Consider the following 20,209-nt stretch of genomic DNA (forward strand, 5'->3'; position numbering starts at 1 on the left):
TCGTGCGGCCCGGATCACCTGTTACTCGGCAGCCTGCGTTTTGATGTCAGCCTGACCGGACTGCGGCAATGCAACGATTTGCCGATCTTGGAAGGCAAGGGCAACTTCACCGCGTTTGAGTTTCAGCGCAAGTTCACCGAACAGTTCCCGCCGCCAGCCTTTCATCGCGGCAACGTCTGCCGCGTCGTCAGCGGCGATCTTCTCAAGATCGTCGACCGTTGCAATGACCTTGGCAGCGACGCCGTTGGCTTCACTCACCATCTTCAGAAGAACTTTCAGGAGATCGACTGCCGCCGCGGACCCGTCGGGCGCCTGCCGGCCTTTGGGAAGTCGGGGCAGTTTGTCTTTCGGCAGGTTTAGCGCACGCCGGATCGCCTTGATGATTTCATCGGCGGATCGTGAGCGCTCGAAGCCGCGCGGGATCGTTCTGAGACGGCTGATCGCTTCCGGATCCTGTGGTTGCTGGGCAGCAAGCTCGTAAATCGCATCGTCCTTGACCACGCGGTTGCGCGGGACATTGCGTTCTTGTGCCTCACGTTCACGCCATGCGGCAACTTCCATCATGACGGCAAGTTCGATCGGCTTGCGCACCCGAAGCTTGAGTCTCTTCCAGGCCTGGTCCGGATCAGCGCGATAGGTTCCGACCGACGTCAGGACCTCCATTTCGTCTCGCACCCAATGGCTGCGGTTCTGCTCCGCCAGATTGGCTCTGAGGAACTGATAGGCGTCCCGCAGATGCGTAACGTCGGCAAGTGCGTAGTCCAGTTGCTTGTTGGTAAGGGGACGACGGGCCCAGTCCGTGAACCGTGACGACTTGTCGATTCTGGCGCCAGTGACCTTGTAGATAAGTTGGTCATAGGAAATGGAATCACCAAAGCCGCACACCATCGCGGCGACCTGGGTGTCGAACAGCGGAGCCGGAATCAGTTCACCCAGATGGTAGATGATTTCGATGTCCTGACGGGCTGCGTGAAACACCTTCGTGACGCTGTCATCTCGCATCAGGTCGAAAAAGGGAGCGAGATCAAGACCTTCCGAAAGAGCGTCGATGATGAAGGCCATGTCCGGCCCGGCCATCTGAATTACGCAGAGCTTGGGCCAGAAAGTGGTTTCGCGGAGAAACTCCGTGTCTACCGTAACGTAGTCATTGGCTGCAAGACGCTGGCAGGCTGCGGCGAGATCTTTTGTTTTTGTAATCACATGCATGGTGAGACACAGCTATAACCGAGTTCTGCCGCTTTGTCGCCACGAAATGGAATCTTTAGAAGTATTGCCCCTTGAAAAGGCGCAATAAGTGCGCCTATGGTAAGGTGTGCTCAAGGAGAGCCTGGTTTCAAAAGGGGGTGTGTATGCGCAAGATACTTGTGGTGAACTCCAAGGGAGGATGCGGCAAGACGACCATCGCCACGAATCTTGCAGTAGCGCTCGCAGCAAGAGGCGAGGACGTCGCGCTGGCGGATGCCGACAAGCAGAAGTCCAGCCTTTCGTGGGTGAGGCGCCGACCGAAAAATCTGATGAAGATCGAGGGGCTCAACTGGAGCAAGGAAGGCGCAATTGGCGACAAGGGCAAGCAACTCGATGCCGTTGTGATCGACGGGCCCGGAGGGCTGCGGTCCGAATTGGCGAAAAACCTGATCGCGGAGGCCTCGGATATCATTGTTCCGGTTCTGGCGTCTGCCTTCGACTGGAATGCAACACTGAAATTTCTGGACAACATTTCCGATATCAAGAAGGTCCGAAAAGGCAAGGCGGATATCCATGTCGTCGCCAATCGGATCAATCGGCGATCGACCCAGGTGTCCGACCTGGAACAGACGCTTTCAAAAAACGGGTATCCGCTGCTTGCCCGGATTTCCGACCGCGTTTTATACGCACGACATGCTGCGGCCGGATCGGGTGTGTTCGATTATTCGGATGCCGGCTCCTACGAAATTCGCGGACAATGGCATCCTGTGCTGCAGGCAGTGGACAGCTAGTGAAGGAAAACTGCAATCAACCGTCGGGTTTGAGTTCCTGAAGCAGCTTGTAGTCTGTCGGCGGATCATCGCAAATGCCCGGGCCGCATTCCAGAAAGGTCGTGACGATGTTCGCCGCTGCCAGAAACAGCATCAGGAAAAAAGCGAACTTCGCGAGAGGCTGGCCACCGAAACGCCCATGCTCGGGTTTGTCGACAAGGGTTTTCTTGTATTGCCCTTCGAAGAGCAACATGACCGCCGTTCCGAGGATCACGAAGAAGAAGCAGAGTCCGGCCCAGGTATAGTAATGCAAGCCCAGAACCGGTGATCCGTAACTGCCCGTTCCCGGAACGATGTGCAGCAGGATCTGTCGAACCGAGACACTACCGCCGTAAATCGCCGAAAGCAGCATGATCCCGTAGTGATGCGGCTTCGCGCCGTAAACCAGATTGAGACACAGCCCGTAACCGACGCCGACGAGAGCAACCCGTTGCAACAGGCAAAGCGGGCAGGGCAACTCGTCTAGCGCGAATTGAAAGGCGTAGGCGGCAATCAGGATCCCGGAAACGACAAGCAGTCCGACTGCGTTGAGCGTTCTGGAAGGGTGTGGAGCAAGAATGATCATGGACCAGGGCTCCTATAGCTTGATTGTCAGCGGTGAGGTCGCGTGGAAATCCAGCCAGTAGATACTCATTGCGAGGGTGATGGCGAAAACAACATAGGAAAGCCGCCAGCGATCTCTCCAGGCCAGAATGATCGCGATGGTCATGAGCGCGAAGAGCAGTGAAATCACATCCAGTCCCCTTAAGATTCGACGAAAACCAGTCTATAGCAGGGGTCGTATACCGGCAATCGTTCAACCAATCCGGTAAATTGGTGCCGAGGAATTCCGACAAATCCGGCTAAACTCATTCGATGGGGAGTTTTGCCGCAAGATCATTAAACTCCTCTGCTGTCAGCCCCGTCAGCGTAGGCATTTCAAAATCGAAAATGCGGGTATCATTGACGGCCCGATAAATGAGAGACCGAATGGCTGTTCGCTCCGTCTTTGAAATCGGCGGAATAGGTACCTCGTTCGCAATCCGATTGCGAATCCTGCCTGCGAGCTGCAGCGGAACCGATGTCGTGATAACCAGTTCCTCTTCTTCTTCCATGCATGTTAGAGCATCAAGAATGGCTTCGGTCACAGTGTCGGGCATAGCGCGGGCGGACTTTCGTTGATGTTTGGACGAAAACACCAATCGATTGATATACATCTCGTGCGACGCGACAAGCGCTGAGCAATGCCTCTCCCTTGACTTTCGCTTCGCAACATGGCTTTTGCAGCCCGACACGGCCTGCCTTTGGCGGGCCGTAACGATTTTTCATGCCAAGAAGAATACCGAGGAAATAGAATGCACCCCTACCGTAGTCACACGTGCGGTGATCTTCGTCTGTCCGACGAAGGCCAGACCATCCGTCTATCCGGCTGGGTCCACAGGGTCCGTGATCATGGTGGAGTGCTGTTCATCGACCTGCGCGACCATTACGGCGTGACGCAATGCGTTGTGGATCCGGATTCCGGTGCGTTCGCGCTCGCGGAAACGGTGCGCTCCGAATGGTGCATCCGCATCGACGGAAACGTGAAAAAACGCACGGACGAAACCATCAATTCGGAACTTCCGACTGGTGAGATCGAAGTCTTCATTCGCGAAATGGAGGTACTTGGGTCCGCCAAGGAACTGCCTTTGCCGGTCTTCGGCGATCTGGATTATCCGGAAGAAGTTCGCCTGCAGTACCGCTTCCTCGATCTGCGCCGCGAGAAGCTGCACAACAACATGATGCTGCGCTCCGAGGTCGTACGTGACCTTCGGGATCGCATGTGGTCCATCGGCTTCAACGAATTTCAGACACCGATCATAACAGCTTCGTCACCAGAAGGTGCGCGTGACTTTCTGGTGCCGTCGCGGTTGCATCCGGGCAAGTTCTATGCGCTGCCACAGGCTCCCCAGCAGTTCAAGCAGTTGCTGATGGTGTCCGGTTTCGACACGTACTTCCAGATAGCGCCGTGCTTCCGCGACGAGGATCCGCGCGCCGACCGCTCGCCGACGGATTTCTATCAGCTCGACGTTGAAATGTCCTTCGTCACCCAACAGGATGTCTTCGATACGATCGAGCCGGTGATGGCTGGCTGTTTCGAGAGATTTGGCAATGGCCGCGCGGTTAACCGCAACTGGCCGCAGATCTCCTACAAGGATTCGGCGCTCTGGTACGGCACCGACAAGCCGGACCTGCGAAACCCGATCAAGATGCAGATCGTGTCCGAACATTTTGCCGGCTCCGGCTTTGCCATATTCGCCAGGTTGCTTGAACAGCCCGGCACCGAAATTCGGGCGATTCCTGCACCCAAGGGCGGCAGCCGCAAATTCTGCGACCGGATGAACAAGTTTGCGCAAGGCGAAGGATTGCCGGGCATGGGCTATATCTTCTGGCGGAAGGCCGAAGACGGGTCGACTGAGGCTGCCGGTCCGCTTGCCAAGAATATCGGGCCTGAGCGGACCGAAGCCATTCGCGTCCAGCTCGGGCTGGAAGTCGGTGACGCTGCCTTTTTCCTGGGCGGCAAGCCGAAGCAGTTCGAACCCGTCGCTGCAAAATCGCGTGTGATTATCGGCGAGGAACTCGGTCATACGGACAAGAACAGTTTTGAGTTTGCCTGGATCGTTGATTTCCCGATTTACGAGCGGGACGAGGAAACCGGCGAAATTGACTTTGAGCACAATCCGTTCTCCATGCCCCAGGGCGGAATGGAAGCTCTGGAGGGCGACCCGCTCGATGTTTTGGGCTGGCAATATGATCTCGCCTGTAACGGGCACGAACTGCTTTCCGGTGCCATTCGGAATCACAAGCCGGAGATCATGTACAAGGCCTTCGAAATTGCAGGATACCCCGCGGAAGAAGTCGACAAACGCTTCGGCGGCATGGTCAACGCATTCCAGTATGGTGCTCCGCCGCACGGTGGCTGCGCAGCCGGCATTGACCGGATGGTCATGTTGCTTGCCGATGAGGCAAACATCCGTGAGGTGATGCTCTTCCCCATGAACCAGAAGGCGGAAGACCTGATGATGGGAGCACCGAATGACCCGGCACCGGCTCAGCTGCGTGAATTGCATTTGCGGTTGAACCTGCCGGAAGAGTAAATTCGGCCGACTTGCGGAAACCCCTCGATTGGGGGTACGCCTTTGTGCGAGAAAAGAGGGGCCGGTTTGACCGGCCTCGCTTATACTGGGTGATCGAAGCCCTTAGAAAGGGAACGCTTCGTGCGCAATCCGTTCAAATCCGACTCTTGGGACGATCCGCAAGGCACGGTGCAGCTGATCAAGCGCGTGTTCAGCGAGAATTTCCGGACCTATATTCCGAAGTATTTGCTGGCTTTCGTATTCATGGGACTGATCGCAGCGACCACAGCTGCAAGCGCGTGGATCATGCGCGATGTCGTCAACGAAGTGTTTGTGAACAAAGACCCTTTCATGGTCTATGCAATCGGCGTGTTCGTTCTGGTGATCTATACGGTCAAGGGAGTTGCCACTTACGGGCAGATCGTCGTTTTGTCCCGCGTCGGGAACCAGATTACAAAAGATCTCAACGGCAGAATGTTCGATGTTTTGCTGCGTCAGGATCAAGCTTATTATGACAAGCATTCACTAGCTGAAATTGGCGTGCAGGTAGGGCAGGGCGTGGGAGCGGTACGCACCACGCTGGACCTGATCGTCACCAGCCTCGGCCGCGATGTCCTGACGTTGATCGGGCTGACCTTTGTCATGATCTATCAGAACCCGCTCCTGAGCGTCTTTGCCCTGATCACGATGCCACCGGCGGTCATCGGAGTTACTTTCCTGATCCGGCGGGTCAAGGAGTATGTGAAGCGGCAGGTGGTTTCGAACGCCAAGGTAAGTGCCGTCACGCAGGAAGCCGTTCTTGGAAACCGAATAGTGCGCGCATTTGGAATGCAAAAGGTCATGCGCGACAAAATGGAAGTCGGGCTTCTTGAAATTCAAAAGCAGTCCAACAAGATTGCCTCCCTGACGGCGCGCACTTCTCCGTTGATGGACACGCTCGGCGGATGCGCCATTGCGCTCGTAATTTTCTATGGCGGATATGCCGTGATTGAACTCGGGCAGGATCCGGGGGCTCTTTTCTCGTTCATCACGGCATTGTTGCTGGCCTACGACCCTGCGCGCCGGCTGGCCCGCCTGAACATCAACCTGGGCAAGCAGATGGTCGGATTGCGCATACTGTATGCGCTCGTGGACCGGAAACCAGAGCTTCATGATGCGGAAAATGCGCGGGATCTCGAAATAGAGAACGGAGAGATCGTCTTCAGCGACGTGGCATTTTCCTATGGCGAAAACGCGGCTCTTCGTGGAACCAGCTTCAAGGCGGAAGCTGGCAAGATGACGGCGTTGGTTGGTGCATCTGGTGCCGGAAAATCGACCGTATTTGCATTGGTGGAGCGGTTCTATGATCCGCAGTCCGGAGAAATTCTCATCGACGGCCAACCTATCAGGGACGTCACCCAGGTCTCCTTGAGGAACAAGATTGCCTATGTCAGCCAGGATTCGTTTCTGTTTGACCTCTCGATCCGTGAAAACATCGCGATCGGCCGGCCGGATGCAACGCAGGAACAAATCGAAGCTGCGGCCATCGGAGCAAATGCGCATGATTTTATCAGCGCCTTGCCGGAGGGGTACAAAACGAGGGCGGGCCAGGGCGGCAGCAATCTGTCCGGTGGCCAGAAACAACGGATCGCAATCGCGCGTGCGATGTTGATTGATGCCCCGATACTGCTTCTGGACGAGGCAACCTCTGCTCTGGACGCAGAGTCGGAAAACAAGATACAGGCCGCACTCGAAAAACTTATGCAGGGCCGCACGACCCTGGTCATCGCTCACAGACTGAGCACGGTTCGTCACGCTCATCAGATTCATGTCATGGGCGACGGCAAGGTGATTGAAAGCGGCAACCACAATGAGTTGTTTGAACACGATGGCATCTATCGCCGCCTGTGCGAACTGCAGTTCCAGAGCAAGACAGAGGCAGCAGAATAGTCGCAGCCAGGGAAAACAGAAAAAGCCCGGGAACGCCCGGGCTTTTTGTTTTTCAAGATCTGTTTTCTACTGGTTTGCAGTGATGCCGACTGACAGGATCTGGGGGATCATCTGGGGGGCCAGCATTGCCGTTCCCATCACTTGCGAGAAGGGAACAGGTGTTGCAGGTGCTGCAACAACCTGAAGCGAACCGGGTGTCGTCAGGAATTCGGTAACAGCCTGTGCAACCTGTCCTTCAAGTTCCTTGTTCTGGAGCATGCCAAGCATCAAGGGCAGGCTTCCCGTCAATCCTGCGACATAGACCGGCACTTCGACACCCGCCTTCTGTGCTTCCTGGTCAAGAATGCGCCCGGTCAGGGTCTCATCGTCCAGGCGGATCTTCGCATTGATGACCGTGACATTCTGCAACAGTGCCATGGCCTCTTCAGGCTTTTCGGATTTCTCTTCAAGCTGCTCGACCACTTCACGGGTAACCCCGCCCAGGGACAAGGCAAGCGAAAGGCTGGCTGCATCCTTCGCGTCGATCTTCAGCTCCGGAATGTTGATGATCGCTGCTTCAGGATCCCACCGGCCCGAAGCGGAGACGTCCAGTGTCAGGGTCTCGTATCCAAGATCCTTGAGAGATTTGGCTTCTTCCACTTCAAGTTCGTTCACGTCTATTGTCGCACCGGAAAGGGAAAAGCTTCCTGCTGTCGGCAAGTCGCCGTCCATGCTGTCAATGGAAGAGGAAATCGCCTGAATGTCGGCTATCTTGCCATCTTCATCCCGCACCTGGATATTCTTGACGTCGAAGGTCTTGTAACCCGGGCTGACGGGCGAGGCGTTGGCGGCGGACTCCTTGGCTGATGGCAGGACAAGACCCGTGACGCTCATCGTCTCAAGCGACATGCCTCCATCATCCGCGTTCAGGTCCAGCTTTTCTAGCCCGAGACTTTCGAGTTTGAGCCGACCGTTGTCGAGGAATTCTCCACCGGTCAGGACTGTCGACGCGATCGTGACGCTCGTGTCCTTGTCATTTTCGTCCTTGATGACGAGTTGCTGGATCGTGACCGCGTTGCCGGACTCGCTGACAGACCCGTAGCTTTCAACGGTACCCTCCTGAGCATCGAGAACGGACAAAAAGGCATCTGCGACCTCGTTGCCGGTCGGGTCGAAGGCATTGGCGGCCGTGACCTGAAGCGCGATCAGGCTGACTGCGGCGCTAAGGCCGATGGCAATGCGGGGCGCGGGAAAAAACATCATATAAATCTCCACCATGATAAGGCGCGCTCACCTTGCTCCATGTTTGAAGCAGAGGCAAGATGAAAGCCGGACCGTGCCGCACCGGTCTGATGCAACCAACGGAGGCAATTTCTTCAAACAAATTTGGGTCAGGCCTCATTGACTGATCCAAAAGAAGACAGTTGCTGCGACGCAAAATGCCGACATTCGAGCGTGTTGCGGAACATCGGCTCGAATACGACATTTGCTGCATCAAGTGTCAAGGAAAGCAAGGCGCACAAACCTGTTGTTGAGTTCACTGATAAATCTCAACTTCCCCCTCGATTTCCATCGCAAATCCCAATGGAAGTCCCGCAACTCCAATCGCGGATCTGGCATGGCGACCCACGTCACGTCCAAACACGTCAATAATGAGATCGCTGAAGCCGTTTATCACCAGGTGCTGCTCAGTGTATCCTGGTGTTGAAGCGACCATGCCGAAGACCCGTGTCCAACCGGCTATCCTGGAAAGATCACCGATTTCGGCCTTGATATTGGCTAACACCGATAGCGCAATATCGCGAGCTTCAGCATATGCCTGGTCGGTATTGAAATCTGTTCCGACCACTCCGAATGGACCTGTAATGCTTCCATCTTTTGCGCTCTTGGGGCTGCCGGAGAACAGCAGCCTGTTGCCACGCACGTTAACGAATGAGAACGGCAAGTGTACGCCAGGTGGCGGTTTTGCTGCCGCGGGCAGTTGTAATCCGAGATCCTGAAGTCTTTGTTCTGGCGAAAACATTCGCAATTTTCCTTTTCAGTGTGCCGGAACCATAACAATCAATGTCTCATGTGTCTGCAACGGGCCACTACCGGTCATCTAGCCGATTCTGCTGGGTAAATCTGTGCTTGGCGGTTTCCAATCACGGCAACTCGGACGAAGCTGCCATTGATGTTTCCAAATAGAATGGTTGCTTTGAGCTCTTCGCCAAGGTGGCAGGAAATGCCAAGAGTTGATCAGGTTTTGCCCGAAGACACGAAAGTGACTTGATACCAAACACTGTGCGTCGGTTCATAAAAAGCCGAGTCAAAGCGATGTAAACAAATCCGGATCGTGTACCAAGACGCTGTTAACTGTTTCACCTTCAGGTCGCCTGGCAGGCCTTGCAAAGAACTGCAGTTGCAAGCAAATCCCCGACCACTCTAGTTTCGGCGCAAGACTCGTGGCCTCAGCTCTTCCGGATGGGATCTTAAGTACGCGACGGAGACACGCCGCCTTTCCCCGCCTCGCTTCATGCCTTCAACGGGTGATGCAACAGATGAAAAGAACTCAGGATCAACATCCTCAAGATGCGCATAGATGCGCTGCCAAATCTGCCGGACCCGGTCTCGGGAAACTCCGATGGCTTCTGCAATCTCAACATCCGTAAGTCCCTCAAGGGCGTGATGAACAAGCTTTTGTTCCTGCAACACCAATTGGAATTTGGGAGACTGACAATACAAAAGAGACTTTGCAATTCCCGTCGCTTTGTCCGCAGTCAGACTTTCACGAGACACGCCATAAACTCCGCGCGGGCCATGCCCGATATCCGATAGGCTGAATGGGTCTTGTGGGGCAACTTCGAACAGAAACGGATTACCTCCCGCCTCCTGGATATGTCCCACGACAAGCTCGGTTTCATGAAGGCATCGTTTGATGTTAAATCCAGTATGCGACGCAATATAGACAGGAACAATCGCGTTCAAAATCTCATGAGCCCACTGCTGTTCGAAGTCAAACGTCTCTTGGCAGTATTCGAGAACAAACATTTCCAACCCAGCATCAGCGTTTTGGCGCGCCTGTTCTTCTGGAGACAGGAAAACGGATGTGTCACCGTCGCGAAACCGAACCAGCAATCTGCGGTTCAGATAAGGTTTGGGGCGTGCAACAAAATCGTCGACCGTGCTTTGCGGCAAAAAACACGTAATTCCAGCCGCGACACAACGCGGTTGCGTGCTGTCGGTAAAAACCACACCGCCGAGAACAATGTCCTTCTGGACCAGCTGCTCCAGAAGATCAGGTAACCACGCATCCCAGTTCTCGGTGTTCGGCAAATATCGTTTCCACAGCTCAACCACCGCCGCGCCATCACCTGCCCGCATGGCGCGCGCTCTAAGTGTTTCCGCCATAAGTCAAAACCTACCCTTTAAGAGGATTGAATAGTGAATAACGAATAGTGAATTGTGGATAGGCACACAACTGGCAGGGGCTGTCGGGCAATTTGTGGTGACACGGCGAGCCAGAAAAATTGTGGAAGCACGGAGCGTGAAATTTGTGTGTGTGAGTTAATTGACGAGGGAATGCGGATCACAACTTCCTCTCGATCTTTAACACGGCAACTGCATCGCCGCTAAATTGAAGGCCTTGTTATGAAAACGATTTTTCTTTGTTTGGTTTCTGGTTTTACGATTTCCCTAGCATCAGCGTCATCTGCTGCGACATTGCACAACGCGAGCGTTACTGCATCGTGTGGTTTAGGCTCCCCGGATTCTCAAAGCACTACGCTTTCGACAACGGGTCTCTCACTTGCCGCCAGTCGAGGAACCGGGCCATCGGGTGCATGTGCTGTATCGGCTATTGCAAGCGTCAATTCCGGAACGGTGCGGGTACAGTCTTTGGTGGTGAACCCCGGCTCAGATAATGTCCTACAGCAAAATCTAGGAAGTGCAAACGCGTCTGCTTGGGTCACATATCAGTTCACCCTCCGCTCCGGCTTCGTCGGTGTTGCGCCCGTTCCGGTCTCGATAAATTTGCATGCGAGCGGAAGCGTGACTGCAGACAGTAAAGCACTCTTCAGCGATCAAGGAGCCTTTCTCAACCCGGGGCAGCGGACATCAGCAAGCTTGCGCGCCTTTGGTGCGATTTCCGACAGCGCACTTTCCTATACTTTCGAAGAACGCATCAGTGTGGCGGTAAATGCAGGCGAAGACTCCGAATTTGAAGCTCTGTCCGGGGCAATAACCACACCAAAAGTGCTTTTGCGGCCTGGTGAAACAGGATCAGTTACCTTTGGATTGGCCAGCAGTGCGGGCGGTTTGTTGGCAGGTCTTGAAGCAGTCGGGTTTGCCAATGGGGGCAACAGCGTTTCCTTCGCTCTTGAAGGCGACGTCTTCAATGTGCCCGAGGGGTATTTCATCGATATTGACGAACCGTGGATCGTGGACAACCGCTACTCGCTTGCCGATAGCCCAACACCGGTTCCATTGCCTGCTAGCGCCTGGCTGCTTGTTGGTGCTTTGGCTGGGCTCGGAACGGTGTGCAGGAAGGCTGTAAAATGAAACGCTTGCTCACTGTTTTCGCGCTGTTTTTTGCAGTTCACGCGCAGGCGGCCACAATAGATGCAGTCATTTTGGATGAGGCCGCGCTGGATGCGATCTACGGCCAGTCAAGTTTTGGCCAATCACCCATCGATATCCGGGTGCTGCCGGCCCAAACGCTTGCAAGACCCGACCTTTTAAGCGTTCGGTTGGATTTCTCTTTCACAGGCAGCCCATTCAATTCCCCGCAAATACGCGAAACTGGGAATCTCTTCGACTTGTTTGCATTGGGCGATCCAGAACCAGTGATCAATCTGTTTTTGGTGGATTCGATCCGCGCATACGGTCAATTTGCATTCGGCATCGCAGAAGGCATCGGCAGCGGGAACAGTTTTGCGATTACAAGGCCACTCTTAAACGTTCAAGACGAAGTTATCGCACATGAAATTGGGCATTTGCTTGGACTTGAACACGAGGGTCAAGGGCAACCGCCGTTTTTCGAAACTAATTTCGACATCGAAAATCTGATGTCAGCAATACCAAATGGACATACCACTTTGAATGCAAGTCAGGTTGAAACGATATTCAACTCGGGTCTACTGCAGGGCGCACAGGATACAGGTTTTTTCTTGGAAGTGCGGCCGATTTTGGTTGGGGAAGCAGCTGAAGTTGCCGCTGTTCCGCTGCCCGCAAGCGGGCTTCTTCTGATTTTCTCACTGTTCGGAATTGGGTTTCTTGGAGGGGGGCGAGTCAAAGGACACTCTTCTGGATGAATGATGTGAACTGGTGAGCTGTTTCGTTCAGGCCAACGTCTGCTCACCGTGCAATGCACCTGTTCGCGCAGCTCGCAGTATCCTGTAAAATGGGCTCGAAGCTGTCATTGCGGCCTTCAGGATTAATGGGTTCTGCCCCTGATCAAGCCGCCTTTTCGGGAAAGTCGCCGCTGGCCCTGTCGACGTCTTCCAGTGTTGGAAGACTGGCTTCGTTGCCAAGATGCTGGATGGCGTGCGTCGAAGCCCCGCGCGCAAACTCGAAATGCTTTGTCCAGCTGCGTTCCGGCGAGTGGAGATAAGAGGCGATATAGGCGCCATGAAAGACGTCGCCGGCGCCATTGGAATCGACAACCTTCTGCATGGGCACGTTGAGCGCGGGCAGAAGTTTGTCCGGTCCGCCGGCTTCATACCAGACCATGCCGTGTTCTCCGAGCGTCACGGCCCCGACAGGGCAGTTCTTGGATCGCAGGTATTCGAGCGTTTGCCCCGTTGTTTTGCCGAGTTGCTGGCAGAACCGATCCGATACGACGGCGATATCGATGTGTTCCAGCAATTCATCGGTGTTTTCCCTGACAGCGCCACCGTCCAGGGAGGTCAGAACGCCGATGTTCTTGCACGTTGCCGCGTAATGCAGCGCTGCGTCGGGCATATGGCCATCAAGATGCAAGGCCTTCATGCCCGTTAGTGTCAGGGGCGGGAAGGGGTGCAGGAAGTCATTGTCGCGGCACCTGACAATGGCCCTCTTTCCGGATTTGGGCATGATGAAGGACAAGGACGATTCCTTCACTTTCCTGCCGTGAACGGAGATCCCGTAGGTGGACGCCATGTCCAGGAACATGCGAGCCAGCCAATCGTCTGCTAGCGAGCACAATAGATCGGGCTTGCCCCCCAGCTTCGCGCAACAAAAAGCGGCCGTTACAGCGTTTCCGCCAAAACTGATTGCATAGTCCTTGGCGATGGTCTTCTCGTCGCCAGTCGGGAAGCTGTCGGTCAAAAACGTAACGTCGATATAGGCTTGTCCGATAAACAGCGCCTGCATGAGATTCTCCCATCACCAAGTCAGTTTCGATAACAGCACCTGATCGCATATTGAGCGCAGGCTGCCTTGATCTCGATGAAACTGCAATACATTCAGTCCTTGTTTACCCAGATCGGCCATGGTCACAAAGAGTATATTGGTAAACAGGCCCTGATTTGTCCTTCCGGTACGTTGGCTTTGCAAAGACGGTGTTGATCGCCCTCGTTCTGGCGACAACTCCGCTCTTTGCGATCAACATCATTTTGAACCAGTTCGCCGAGCGGCGCGCCATCACCGAGATGGAGGCGATGGGCCAGGTGTCGATCCATCGCGCCGAGGAAGCCATCAGCACGACCGTATCGCTCCTTCAACGGCTCGACCGCGACGGTGTGCAGACATGCAGTGCCGAAGATCGGGTGATCTATGAAAAGCTGATTGTCGAACACGGCATGATCGATGCAATCGGTCTGGCGGATGCCGCAGGGCAACGCATGTGCATCTTTCCGGATCGTGAACTGGCCGGCAAGATCATCTTGCCACCGGTCAGGACAGACGGGCCGCTGGTCGGTATCGGCATGCTGGACCGGGATTACCTGGGAGCCCGGGCGGCGGTAATCAGCTGGGACTTGAAAGATCAGACACGCTTGTTCGCCGAAGTTACCCCGGCGGTCATAGCGATGGACCCCGGACCGGAATATCTGCGTTCCTACCGCAGGGCGGAGCTGCGTCTTGGCGACAATCTGCTGTGGTACAATGTCGGCGGTTACAATTCCGAGGAATCGAGTCCGGAAAGTGTTCTCAGCGTTGATGTCACCTCAGAGCTTTACCCGCTCGTTGCCAGGATCACCGCGCCGGCATCGGCGGCCCTTTATGTGGTCAAGGATCTAAAGGTCGTTGCGGCAGCAGCTTGCGCCGGGATCGCGGTTTTGTTCGTCGCAATCGGCATCTGGTTGTCCTGGCGGCCAGAGAGCGAGGCCAATGACGAATTCATTGCAGCGATCAGCAATGGAGAATTCATTCCTTTTTATCAGCCTGTTATGGATATCGAGAGCCTGCGGTTGCGTGGTTGTGAAGTGCTCATGCGCTGGCGCCGTCCCAATGGCACGATCGTGTCGCCGGGCCAGTTCATGGCTTACGCTGAAAACAACGGTCATATCTTTGACATGACCCGGCACATGATGCGCGTTTCCTGTGAGGAAGTTGGTGAGCTCTATGGCGAGAATCCGGACTTCAAGCTGTCGATCAACCTATTTGCAGGCCATTTCCAGGATCGTGAAGTCGTTGCCGACATCAAGTCCATTTTTGAAAATTCGAATATATCGTTCCAGCAGATCGTCGTGGAAGTAACAGAGCGGCACCCTTTGGAAGACATGGAACAGGCCCGCAAGATCATGGCAGAGCTGCAGGCGCTCGGTGTTCGCATTGCGCTGGATGACGTCGGCACCGGTCACGGTGGTATGGCATATTTGCAGAAGCTCGGCGTCGACATCATCAAGATCGACAAGATGTTTATCGACACGATCAGTTCCGACGACAACTCCACCACGATTGTTGATTCCATGGTTGAACTTGCCGACAATCTTGGGATGGGCATCATTGCTGAAGGTGTCGAACAGGAAGAGCAGATCGAACGTCTGCTCGAACTGGGTGTTACCGCTGCCCAGGGGTATTATTTCGCCAAGCCAATGCCGGCGAATGAATTCATCGAATTCGCTGCACGTACGGAAGAAGAAGCCCGTGAACGAGGGCGTCTGGCTGCTGAGGCAGCCGCGGCGGAACAGGCCGCCAACGAAGCCGCTCTTGCGGATGCAGCTGCCTGATCATCCTGCAATACCGGCACCTTTGACAACCATTTCCCGTAGTCAGCTTGTTCGTCTGGGGGCAGCGTCTCGCGTGCTTCAATGCAGCCTTGCATAAAAACGCTTTACTGTACCGGCTGGACGGTATATTTGACTGCGAACTGTACTGACTGGACGGTATACTAAATGGCCCGACCTTCGCGGAATGCACAGACCTCGAAATCTGAAATACTGACCGCAGCAATTGAAGTCATTCGGCGATCTGGAGCGCCGAGCCTGACGATTGACGCCGTCGCTGAAGAAAGTGGATTTTCAAAAGGGGGCGTTCTTTACAACTTTCCGACAAAGGATGCCCTGATCACCGGCATGGTGGAGTTTCTTGTCGGCCAGTTCGAAGCCGATGTGCTCGAGGCAAGAACGAAAAACCTGCAATCACGGTCGCCAACCCTTTGTGGAATGATCGACGTGACCGAAAGGTGGTTGGAGACAAAACGCGACGTGGCGCAGGCCGTCCTGGCAACGACCGCGGACCGGCCCGAACTCAGCGAACCGTTCCTGAGGGTCAAGACTGGACTGAAAAACGCAATTGCACAGGAGACCGATCAATTCGGAAGGGCAATGGCAATCTGGGCGAGCCTGGAGGGGCTGCATTTCTCCGTTGCCCATTGCGTTTCGATACTGACGGAAGATGAACGGGCTGAGGTGTTGAAGGAACTTCGCCACCGCCTCGAGCAGGACTAACACCAGGACGGAAAAACAGATGTTTGCACTTGAAAGAGCTCCCCTTGTCCGCTGGACCGGGCTCCTGCTGGGCGCCGGCCTTCTGGCTGCCTGTCAGGACGATGCTGCAAATCCGGTCGCCGAGGCTGAAGCCAAGCTTCACGCGTCGCCGAGACCAGCAAAAATATTTACCGTAACCGATCAGATCGGTCTGGTTGAACGACGATTTGCCGGACGTGTTGCCGCGGTTCAGACTGTTGACTTGTCATTCCAGGTGCCGGGGAAACTGCTTCAGTTGCCGGTGCTGGAAAGCCAGCTGGTAAAGAAAGGCGATCTGATCGCCAGTCTTGATACAACGGACTACGACCGGGCCGTGCGTGAGGCGACAATCAATGTCGAACAGGCAAAGCGTGAGCTGGATCGCCTGGGGACGCTTAAGGATCGCTCCGTGATTTCCCAGTCGTCTTACGACGAGCAAAAGAACGAATACGACCTCGCCATCGAACGGCTCAGGGAAGCCAGGCAAAACCTTGAATATACGTCGTTGGAGGCTCCATTCGACGGCATCATGTCGCTGCGCCTTGTTGACAACTTCACAACGGTCAGCGTCGGTACACCCGTTGTCCGGATGCATGACGTTTCGGAAGTGCAGGTCGACATCAACGTCGCCGAAGCTCTGTTTGGCCGCGTGACCGCGTCGGAAGTGTCCTCCATAGAAGCGAAGTTTCCCGCATATGGCGAAAAACTGTTTCCGCTCGAGTACCGTGAACACTCCAGCCAGGTTGACGATGTCGCCCAGACCTACCGGATAACGCTTGCGATGCCGCGTGAGGGTGTCAGCCAGCTCGCACCTGGCATGACGGCCTCGGTAATCGTGAAACTCGTTCCTGAAGGCCTGGAACTCGGCGAACAGTTTCTCGTTCCAACAGCTTCGGTTGCCATTGACGGGGAGGGCGAGACGTATGTCTGGAAATTTGCCGGAGACACGGGCAGCGTTTCAAAACAACCTGTCGAGATCGGTACCATCATGGGAGACTACATCCCCGTACGTACCGGCCTTGAACCGGGAGATGAAATCGTTTCCGCCGGCGTCGCCTATTTGAGTGACGGCCAGGTCGTGCGCCGTTTGCGCTGATCCAGTTCCACTACGTTAAGAGGATCAGAAGCCGTGGACATTGCACGCTATTCCATCGAAAAACCTGTCAACACCTGGATGATCGTCCTTATGGCACTTCTCGGCGGTCTTTGGGGATTGACCTCCGTCGGCCGATTGGAAGATCCCGCTTTCACAATCAAGGAAGCCCAGGTTATCACCGGCTATCCCGGGGCAACCGCGGCCGAAGTGGAAAATGAAATCACAGAGGTTCTGGAGACGGCCATTCAGCAGATGCCGCAGCTTGACCAGATCCGTTCCGTCTCCGAACCGGGCCTGTCGCGCATCAGTGTGGAAATCAAGCCGACATACGACGGTTCCGAGCTGCCGCAGGTCTGGGACGAACTGCGCCGCAAGGTTGGGGATGAAGTTCGCAATCTGCCGTCAGGTGCGGGGACGCCACTTGTCTATGACAGTTTCGGCGACGTCTACGGTCTGTTTTACGCGTTCACCGCCGACGGATATACAAATCGCGACATTCGCGACACGGTCAAGCGTATCAGGCGCGAACTCTTGGCTGTAACCGGTGTCGGCAAGGTCGAGGTCGCCGGCGAACCCGATGATGTTATCTATCTGGACGTCGATCAGGACAAGATGGCGGGTCTCGGGATCTCCATGACCGATATTGTCGGTGTCCTTGACGCGGAAAACCGTATTCAGACCAACGGTTCGGCCGTTTCGGGCCAGTCACGTATACGCCTGATGACACCGTCTGCATTCGACGATTTCCGCGGGATCGAGGACCTTGTCGTCGGGCGCCCGGGTTCAACCGCGATGATACGTCTGTCCGATATCGCGACCCTGGAACTCGGAGAGCCGGAGCGGCCCGGCAGACTGATACGTCATAACGGTCATGAGGCCGTTACCATCGGTGTTTCCCAGGTTGACGGAACAAACATCGTCGATGTCGGTGACCGGGTCATTGCAAAACTTGCGCAAATCGAAGCGCAGTTGCCCATCGGTATGCAGATCCACCCGATCTACGAACAGAATGTCGTGGTCGACGCCTCGGTAAACGGCTTTATCCTGAATCTGGCTGCCTCGGTCGTTATTGTGATCGGTGTGCTCGCGCTTTTCATGGGATGGCGCGCGGCCGTGGTGGTGGGCACCGTTCTTTTGCTCACCGTTATGGCAACCGTCCTTTTCATGCGTATCTTTGCCATCGAAATGGAGCGGATCTCTCTTGGAGCCCTGATCATTGCCATGGGCATGCTGGTTGACAACGCCATTGTCGTGGCGGAAGGCATGATGATCAACATGCAGCGGGGCCAGAAGGCGATAGACGCGGCCAGCCGCGTGGTCAAACAGACGATGTGGCCGCTGCTTGGTGCGACGGTCATCGGCATCATGGCATTCTCGGGAATTGGTCTTTCTCCGGATGCGACCGGTGAATTCCTGTTTTCGCTTTTTGCGGTGATCGGAATCTCGTTGTTGTTGTCCTGGGTCTTTGCGGTCACGGTCACGCCGCTGTTCGGGAAGTACTTTTTCCGTACCGCAAGCGGCAACCTGGATGATCACGATCCCTACAAGGGAATTCTCTATACGATCTACCGCGGATTTCTGGTCGGCACACTGCATGTCCGTTTGCTGACCGTCCTGGCACTTGTTGGCATCACCGTTGCCTGCGTCATGGCGTTCGGAAACGTGAAACAGGCATTTTTCCCGGACAGCAACACACCGATCTTTTACGTCCACTACTGGTCGCCCCAGGGGACTGATATTCGTGCGACCGAAGCGGATCTCAAGGACATGGAAGAAATCGTTCTGGAAGACGAACGGGTCGCCACAGTCACCAGTTTTGCCGGTGGCGGTGCGACCAGATTCATGTTGACCTACGCACCTGAGGACGCAAATCCGGCCTATGGTCACATGCTCATACGGACCGACAGCCGGGACGACATTGACGTGCTGGCTCTCGATCTGCGTGCAAAGTTCGCTGAACGTTTTCCATCTGCCCAGATCATCACCAAACGTCTTGTGTTCGGACCTGGCGGCGGCGCCAAGCTGGAGGCCCGGTTCTCCGGTCCCGATGCAAATGTTCTCAAACGTCTGGGCGACGAGGCGAAAGCGATTTTCTTGTTGCCGCAGAACAAGCTTGCAGACGTAAATACGGATTGGCGCCAACGCGAACTCGTGGTGCGTCCCATATTCGACGAGGATCGGTCACGCATCTCCGGTGTCACCCGCGAAGAACTGTCGCTTTCGCTGCAATTCGCGACAGAAGGCGTTCAGGTCGGCTCCTATCGTGACATTGACGAAAGCATTCCGATTGTCGCCCGCAAGGCAGGCCCGGAAGGTATCTCGGTCAACGAAAGCGTGTCGGACTCCCTGGTCTGGAGTGCCGGTCAGCGTCGGTACGTTCCGATCGATCAGGTCGTGAGCGAGTTCACCATGGAGCCGCAGGACACACTCATCCATCGTCGCGACCGGGTCCGGACGCTGACAGTCAAGGCGGAAACGACTGCGGGCGAAACGGCTACGGCGGCGCTCGCGCGGGTGCGTCCTCAGATTGAGGCGATATCGCTGCCGCCCGGTTATTCGCTGGAATGGGGCGGTGAATACGAAAGCACGAACGATGCCCAGGCTTCCCTGGGTGCGCAGTTGCCGCTCGGGTTCCTGGTTATGCTGATCATCTCGATCCTGTTGTTCGGCTCGGTACGTCAACCTCTGATCATCTGGCTGATGGTGCCGATGTCCATAAACGGCGTTGCGATCGCATTGCTGGCAACCGATACACCTTTCGGCTTCATGTCGCTTCTCGGGTTTCTTTCGCTCTCCGGAATGCTGATCAAGAACGCGATCGTTTTGCTTGAAGAGATTGACAGGCTCATTGAAGAAGGCCGTGAGAAATATGCTGCAATTGTCGAAGCAAGCGTTTCGCGTATGCGTCCCGTGATGCTGGCCGCAGTTACGACAATTCTCGGCATGGCGCCCTTGCTTTCCGACGCGTTTTTCCGGGGCATGGCTGTGACGATCATGGGGGGACTGGCGTTTGCAACGATACTGACGCTGATCGCGGCTCCGGTGCTGTACGCTCTGTTTTTCAGGGTACGCCCGCCCAAAAAGGCTGACACCATGAGTGATCAGGTACCGGCCCCGGTCACGGCTGGGTAGCGTGAAAGGGTGCGTTCGCTCAAAAGATGAAACCCGCCCGCGGGGCCTGCGCGGGCGGGTTGATCCAGCTGCTGTGGCACTTCCGGTTTCGGAAGG

At 55.4% G+C, this 20,209-nt stretch carries 17 protein-coding genes; 9 read left to right on the top strand and 8 right to left on the bottom strand.

The window, feature by feature from the left end:
* Positions 1 to 21 precede the first annotated feature (21 nt).
* Complete coding sequence (gene rnd, locus ACO6TI_RS17985) at positions 22 to 1,206, bottom strand: ribonuclease D (protein ID WP_104704144.1); 1,185 nt, start codon at positions 1,204 to 1,206, stop codon at positions 22 to 24.
* A 143-nt stretch (positions 1,207 to 1,349) separates the two neighbouring features.
* On the opposite strand from rnd, the gene ACO6TI_RS17990 reads away from it, so the two are divergent.
* Complete coding sequence (locus tag ACO6TI_RS17990) at positions 1,350 to 1,976, top strand: ParA family protein (protein ID WP_055118539.1); 627 nt, start codon at positions 1,350 to 1,352, stop codon at positions 1,974 to 1,976.
* A 16-nt stretch (positions 1,977 to 1,992) separates the two neighbouring features.
* On the opposite strand, the gene ACO6TI_RS17995 is transcribed toward ACO6TI_RS17990, so the two are convergent.
* The 3 genes from ACO6TI_RS17995 to ACO6TI_RS18005 all read right to left on the bottom strand — a co-directional run bounded on the left by ACO6TI_RS17995 (position 1,993) and on the right by ACO6TI_RS18005 (position 3,109).
* The gene (locus tag ACO6TI_RS17995) at positions 1,993 to 2,580 is read right to left on the bottom strand and encodes a disulfide bond formation protein B (RefSeq protein ID WP_055118537.1); all 588 of its coding nucleotides are present in this window, start codon (positions 2,578 to 2,580) and stop codon (positions 1,993 to 1,995) included.
* Positions 2,581 to 2,592: 12 nt separating this feature from the next.
* Positions 2,593 to 2,748, bottom strand: coding sequence for a DUF5993 family protein (locus ACO6TI_RS18000; RefSeq protein WP_173937385.1), 156 nt, complete (start codon positions 2,746 to 2,748; stop codon positions 2,593 to 2,595).
* Between the two features lie 115 nt (positions 2,749 to 2,863).
* Positions 2,864 to 3,109: a hypothetical protein gene (locus ACO6TI_RS18005; RefSeq protein ID WP_422383016.1), complete on the bottom strand. Its 246-nt coding sequence runs from the start codon at positions 3,107 to 3,109 to the stop codon at positions 2,864 to 2,866.
* A 240-nt stretch (positions 3,110 to 3,349) separates the two neighbouring features.
* Here ACO6TI_RS18005 and aspS point away from each other — a divergent pair, with 240 nt between their 5' ends.
* Together aspS and ACO6TI_RS18015 are read left to right on the top strand one after the other, a co-directional pair.
* Positions 3,350 to 5,131: an aspartate--tRNA ligase gene (gene aspS, locus ACO6TI_RS18010; RefSeq protein ID WP_422383017.1), complete on the top strand. Its 1,782-nt coding sequence runs from the start codon at positions 3,350 to 3,352 to the stop codon at positions 5,129 to 5,131.
* Between the two features lie 120 nt (positions 5,132 to 5,251).
* Entirely contained in the window at positions 5,252 to 7,039 is a 1,788-nt protein-coding gene (locus ACO6TI_RS18015; RefSeq protein WP_108872672.1) for an ATP-binding cassette domain-containing protein, read from the top strand.
* 66 nt (positions 7,040 to 7,105) lie between these two features.
* Here ACO6TI_RS18015 and ACO6TI_RS18020 read toward each other — a convergent pair whose 3' ends face one another.
* The 3 genes from ACO6TI_RS18020 to ACO6TI_RS18030 form a co-directional block, all read right to left on the bottom strand.
* Positions 7,106 to 8,281 carry a hypothetical protein gene (locus ACO6TI_RS18020; RefSeq protein ID WP_208992800.1) on the bottom strand — a complete coding sequence of 392 codons (1,176 nt, stop codon included), beginning with the start codon at positions 8,279 to 8,281 and terminating at the stop codon, positions 7,106 to 7,108.
* A gap of 274 nt (positions 8,282 to 8,555) precedes the next feature.
* A complete protein-coding gene (locus ACO6TI_RS18025) occupies positions 8,556 to 9,041 on the bottom strand; it encodes a RidA family protein (RefSeq protein ID WP_104704148.1) in 486 nt (161 codons plus the stop codon).
* Positions 9,042 to 9,442: 401 nt separating this feature from the next.
* Complete coding sequence (locus ACO6TI_RS18030) at positions 9,443 to 10,408, bottom strand: sigma-70 family RNA polymerase sigma factor (protein WP_144436142.1); 966 nt, start codon at positions 10,406 to 10,408, stop codon at positions 9,443 to 9,445.
* Between the two features lie 240 nt (positions 10,409 to 10,648).
* Here ACO6TI_RS18030 and ACO6TI_RS18035 point away from each other — a divergent pair, with 240 nt between their 5' ends.
* Together ACO6TI_RS18035 and ACO6TI_RS18040 are read left to right on the top strand one after the other, a co-directional pair.
* Positions 10,649 to 11,557: a VPLPA-CTERM sorting domain-containing protein gene (locus tag ACO6TI_RS18035; RefSeq protein WP_196998631.1), complete on the top strand. Its 909-nt coding sequence runs from the start codon at positions 10,649 to 10,651 to the stop codon at positions 11,555 to 11,557.
* Positions 11,554 to 12,309 carry a hypothetical protein gene (locus ACO6TI_RS18040; protein ID WP_108872667.1) on the top strand — a complete coding sequence of 252 codons (756 nt, stop codon included), beginning with the start codon at positions 11,554 to 11,556 and terminating at the stop codon, positions 12,307 to 12,309. Before ACO6TI_RS18035 ends, ACO6TI_RS18040 begins: the two co-directional genes overlap by 4 nt.
* Positions 12,310 to 12,451: 142 nt before the next feature.
* Here the strand turns inward: ACO6TI_RS18040 and ACO6TI_RS18045 are convergent, their stop codons facing one another.
* A complete protein-coding gene (locus tag ACO6TI_RS18045) occupies positions 12,452 to 13,348 on the bottom strand; it encodes a sugar kinase (protein ID WP_422383018.1) in 897 nt (298 codons plus the stop codon).
* Positions 13,349 to 13,536: 188 nt separating this feature from the next.
* Here ACO6TI_RS18045 and ACO6TI_RS18050 point away from each other — a divergent pair, with 188 nt between their 5' ends.
* The 4 genes from ACO6TI_RS18050 to ACO6TI_RS18065 all read left to right on the top strand — a co-directional run bounded on the left by ACO6TI_RS18050 (position 13,537) and on the right by ACO6TI_RS18065 (position 20,113).
* Complete coding sequence (locus tag ACO6TI_RS18050) at positions 13,537 to 15,147, top strand: EAL domain-containing protein (protein WP_209003741.1); 1,611 nt, start codon at positions 13,537 to 13,539, stop codon at positions 15,145 to 15,147.
* 165 nt (positions 15,148 to 15,312) lie between these two features.
* The gene (locus tag ACO6TI_RS18055; RefSeq protein WP_108872665.1) at positions 15,313 to 15,867 is read left to right on the top strand and encodes a TetR family transcriptional regulator; all 555 of its coding nucleotides are present in this window, start codon (positions 15,313 to 15,315) and stop codon (positions 15,865 to 15,867) included.
* A gap of 19 nt (positions 15,868 to 15,886) precedes the next feature.
* The gene (locus ACO6TI_RS18060) at positions 15,887 to 16,981 is read left to right on the top strand and encodes an efflux RND transporter periplasmic adaptor subunit (RefSeq protein ID WP_055118515.1); all 1,095 of its coding nucleotides are present in this window, start codon (positions 15,887 to 15,889) and stop codon (positions 16,979 to 16,981) included.
* 33 nt (positions 16,982 to 17,014) lie between these two features.
* Positions 17,015 to 20,113 carry an efflux RND transporter permease subunit gene (locus ACO6TI_RS18065; protein ID WP_422383019.1) on the top strand — a complete coding sequence of 1,033 codons (3,099 nt, stop codon included), beginning with the start codon at positions 17,015 to 17,017 and terminating at the stop codon, positions 20,111 to 20,113.
* The last annotated feature ends 96 nt before the right edge of the window (positions 20,114 to 20,209 follow it).

The organism is Roseibium album (assembly GCF_965233825.1).
GTDB classification, from domain to species: domain Bacteria; phylum Pseudomonadota; class Alphaproteobacteria; order Rhizobiales; family Stappiaceae; genus Roseibium; species Roseibium album.

Bases quoted from the DNA above. Each gene is read 5' to 3' on its own strand.
- rnd (WP_104704144.1), bottom strand. From the start codon at position 1,206: ATGCATGTGATTACAAAAACAAAAGATCTCGCCGCAGCCTGCCAGCGT.
- ACO6TI_RS17990 (WP_055118539.1), top strand. From the start codon at position 1,350: ATGCGCAAGATACTTGTGGTGAACTCCAAGGGAGGATGCGGCAAGACG.
- ACO6TI_RS17995 (WP_055118537.1), bottom strand. From the start codon at position 2,580: ATGATCATTCTTGCTCCACACCCTTCCAGAACGCTCAACGCAGTCGGA.
- ACO6TI_RS18005 (WP_422383016.1), bottom strand. From the start codon at position 3,109: ATGGAAGAAGAAGAGGAACTGGTTATCACGACATCGGTTCCGCTGCAG.
- aspS (WP_422383017.1), top strand. From the start codon at position 3,350: ATGCACCCCTACCGTAGTCACACGTGCGGTGATCTTCGTCTGTCCGAC.
- ACO6TI_RS18020 (WP_208992800.1), bottom strand. From the start codon at position 8,281: ATGATGTTTTTTCCCGCGCCCCGCATTGCCATCGGCCTTAGCGCCGCA.
- ACO6TI_RS18025 (WP_104704148.1), bottom strand. From the start codon at position 9,041: ATGTTTTCGCCAGAACAAAGACTTCAGGATCTCGGATTACAACTGCCC.
- ACO6TI_RS18030 (WP_144436142.1), bottom strand. From the start codon at position 10,408: ATGGCGGAAACACTTAGAGCGCGCGCCATGCGGGCAGGTGATGGCGCG.
- ACO6TI_RS18035 (WP_196998631.1), top strand. From the start codon at position 10,649: ATGAAAACGATTTTTCTTTGTTTGGTTTCTGGTTTTACGATTTCCCTA.
- ACO6TI_RS18040 (WP_108872667.1), top strand. From the start codon at position 11,554: ATGAAACGCTTGCTCACTGTTTTCGCGCTGTTTTTTGCAGTTCACGCG.
- ACO6TI_RS18045 (WP_422383018.1), bottom strand. From the start codon at position 13,348: ATGCAGGCGCTGTTTATCGGACAAGCCTATATCGACGTTACGTTTTTG.
- ACO6TI_RS18055 (WP_108872665.1), top strand. From the start codon at position 15,313: ATGGCCCGACCTTCGCGGAATGCACAGACCTCGAAATCTGAAATACTG.
- ACO6TI_RS18060 (WP_055118515.1), top strand. From the start codon at position 15,887: ATGTTTGCACTTGAAAGAGCTCCCCTTGTCCGCTGGACCGGGCTCCTG.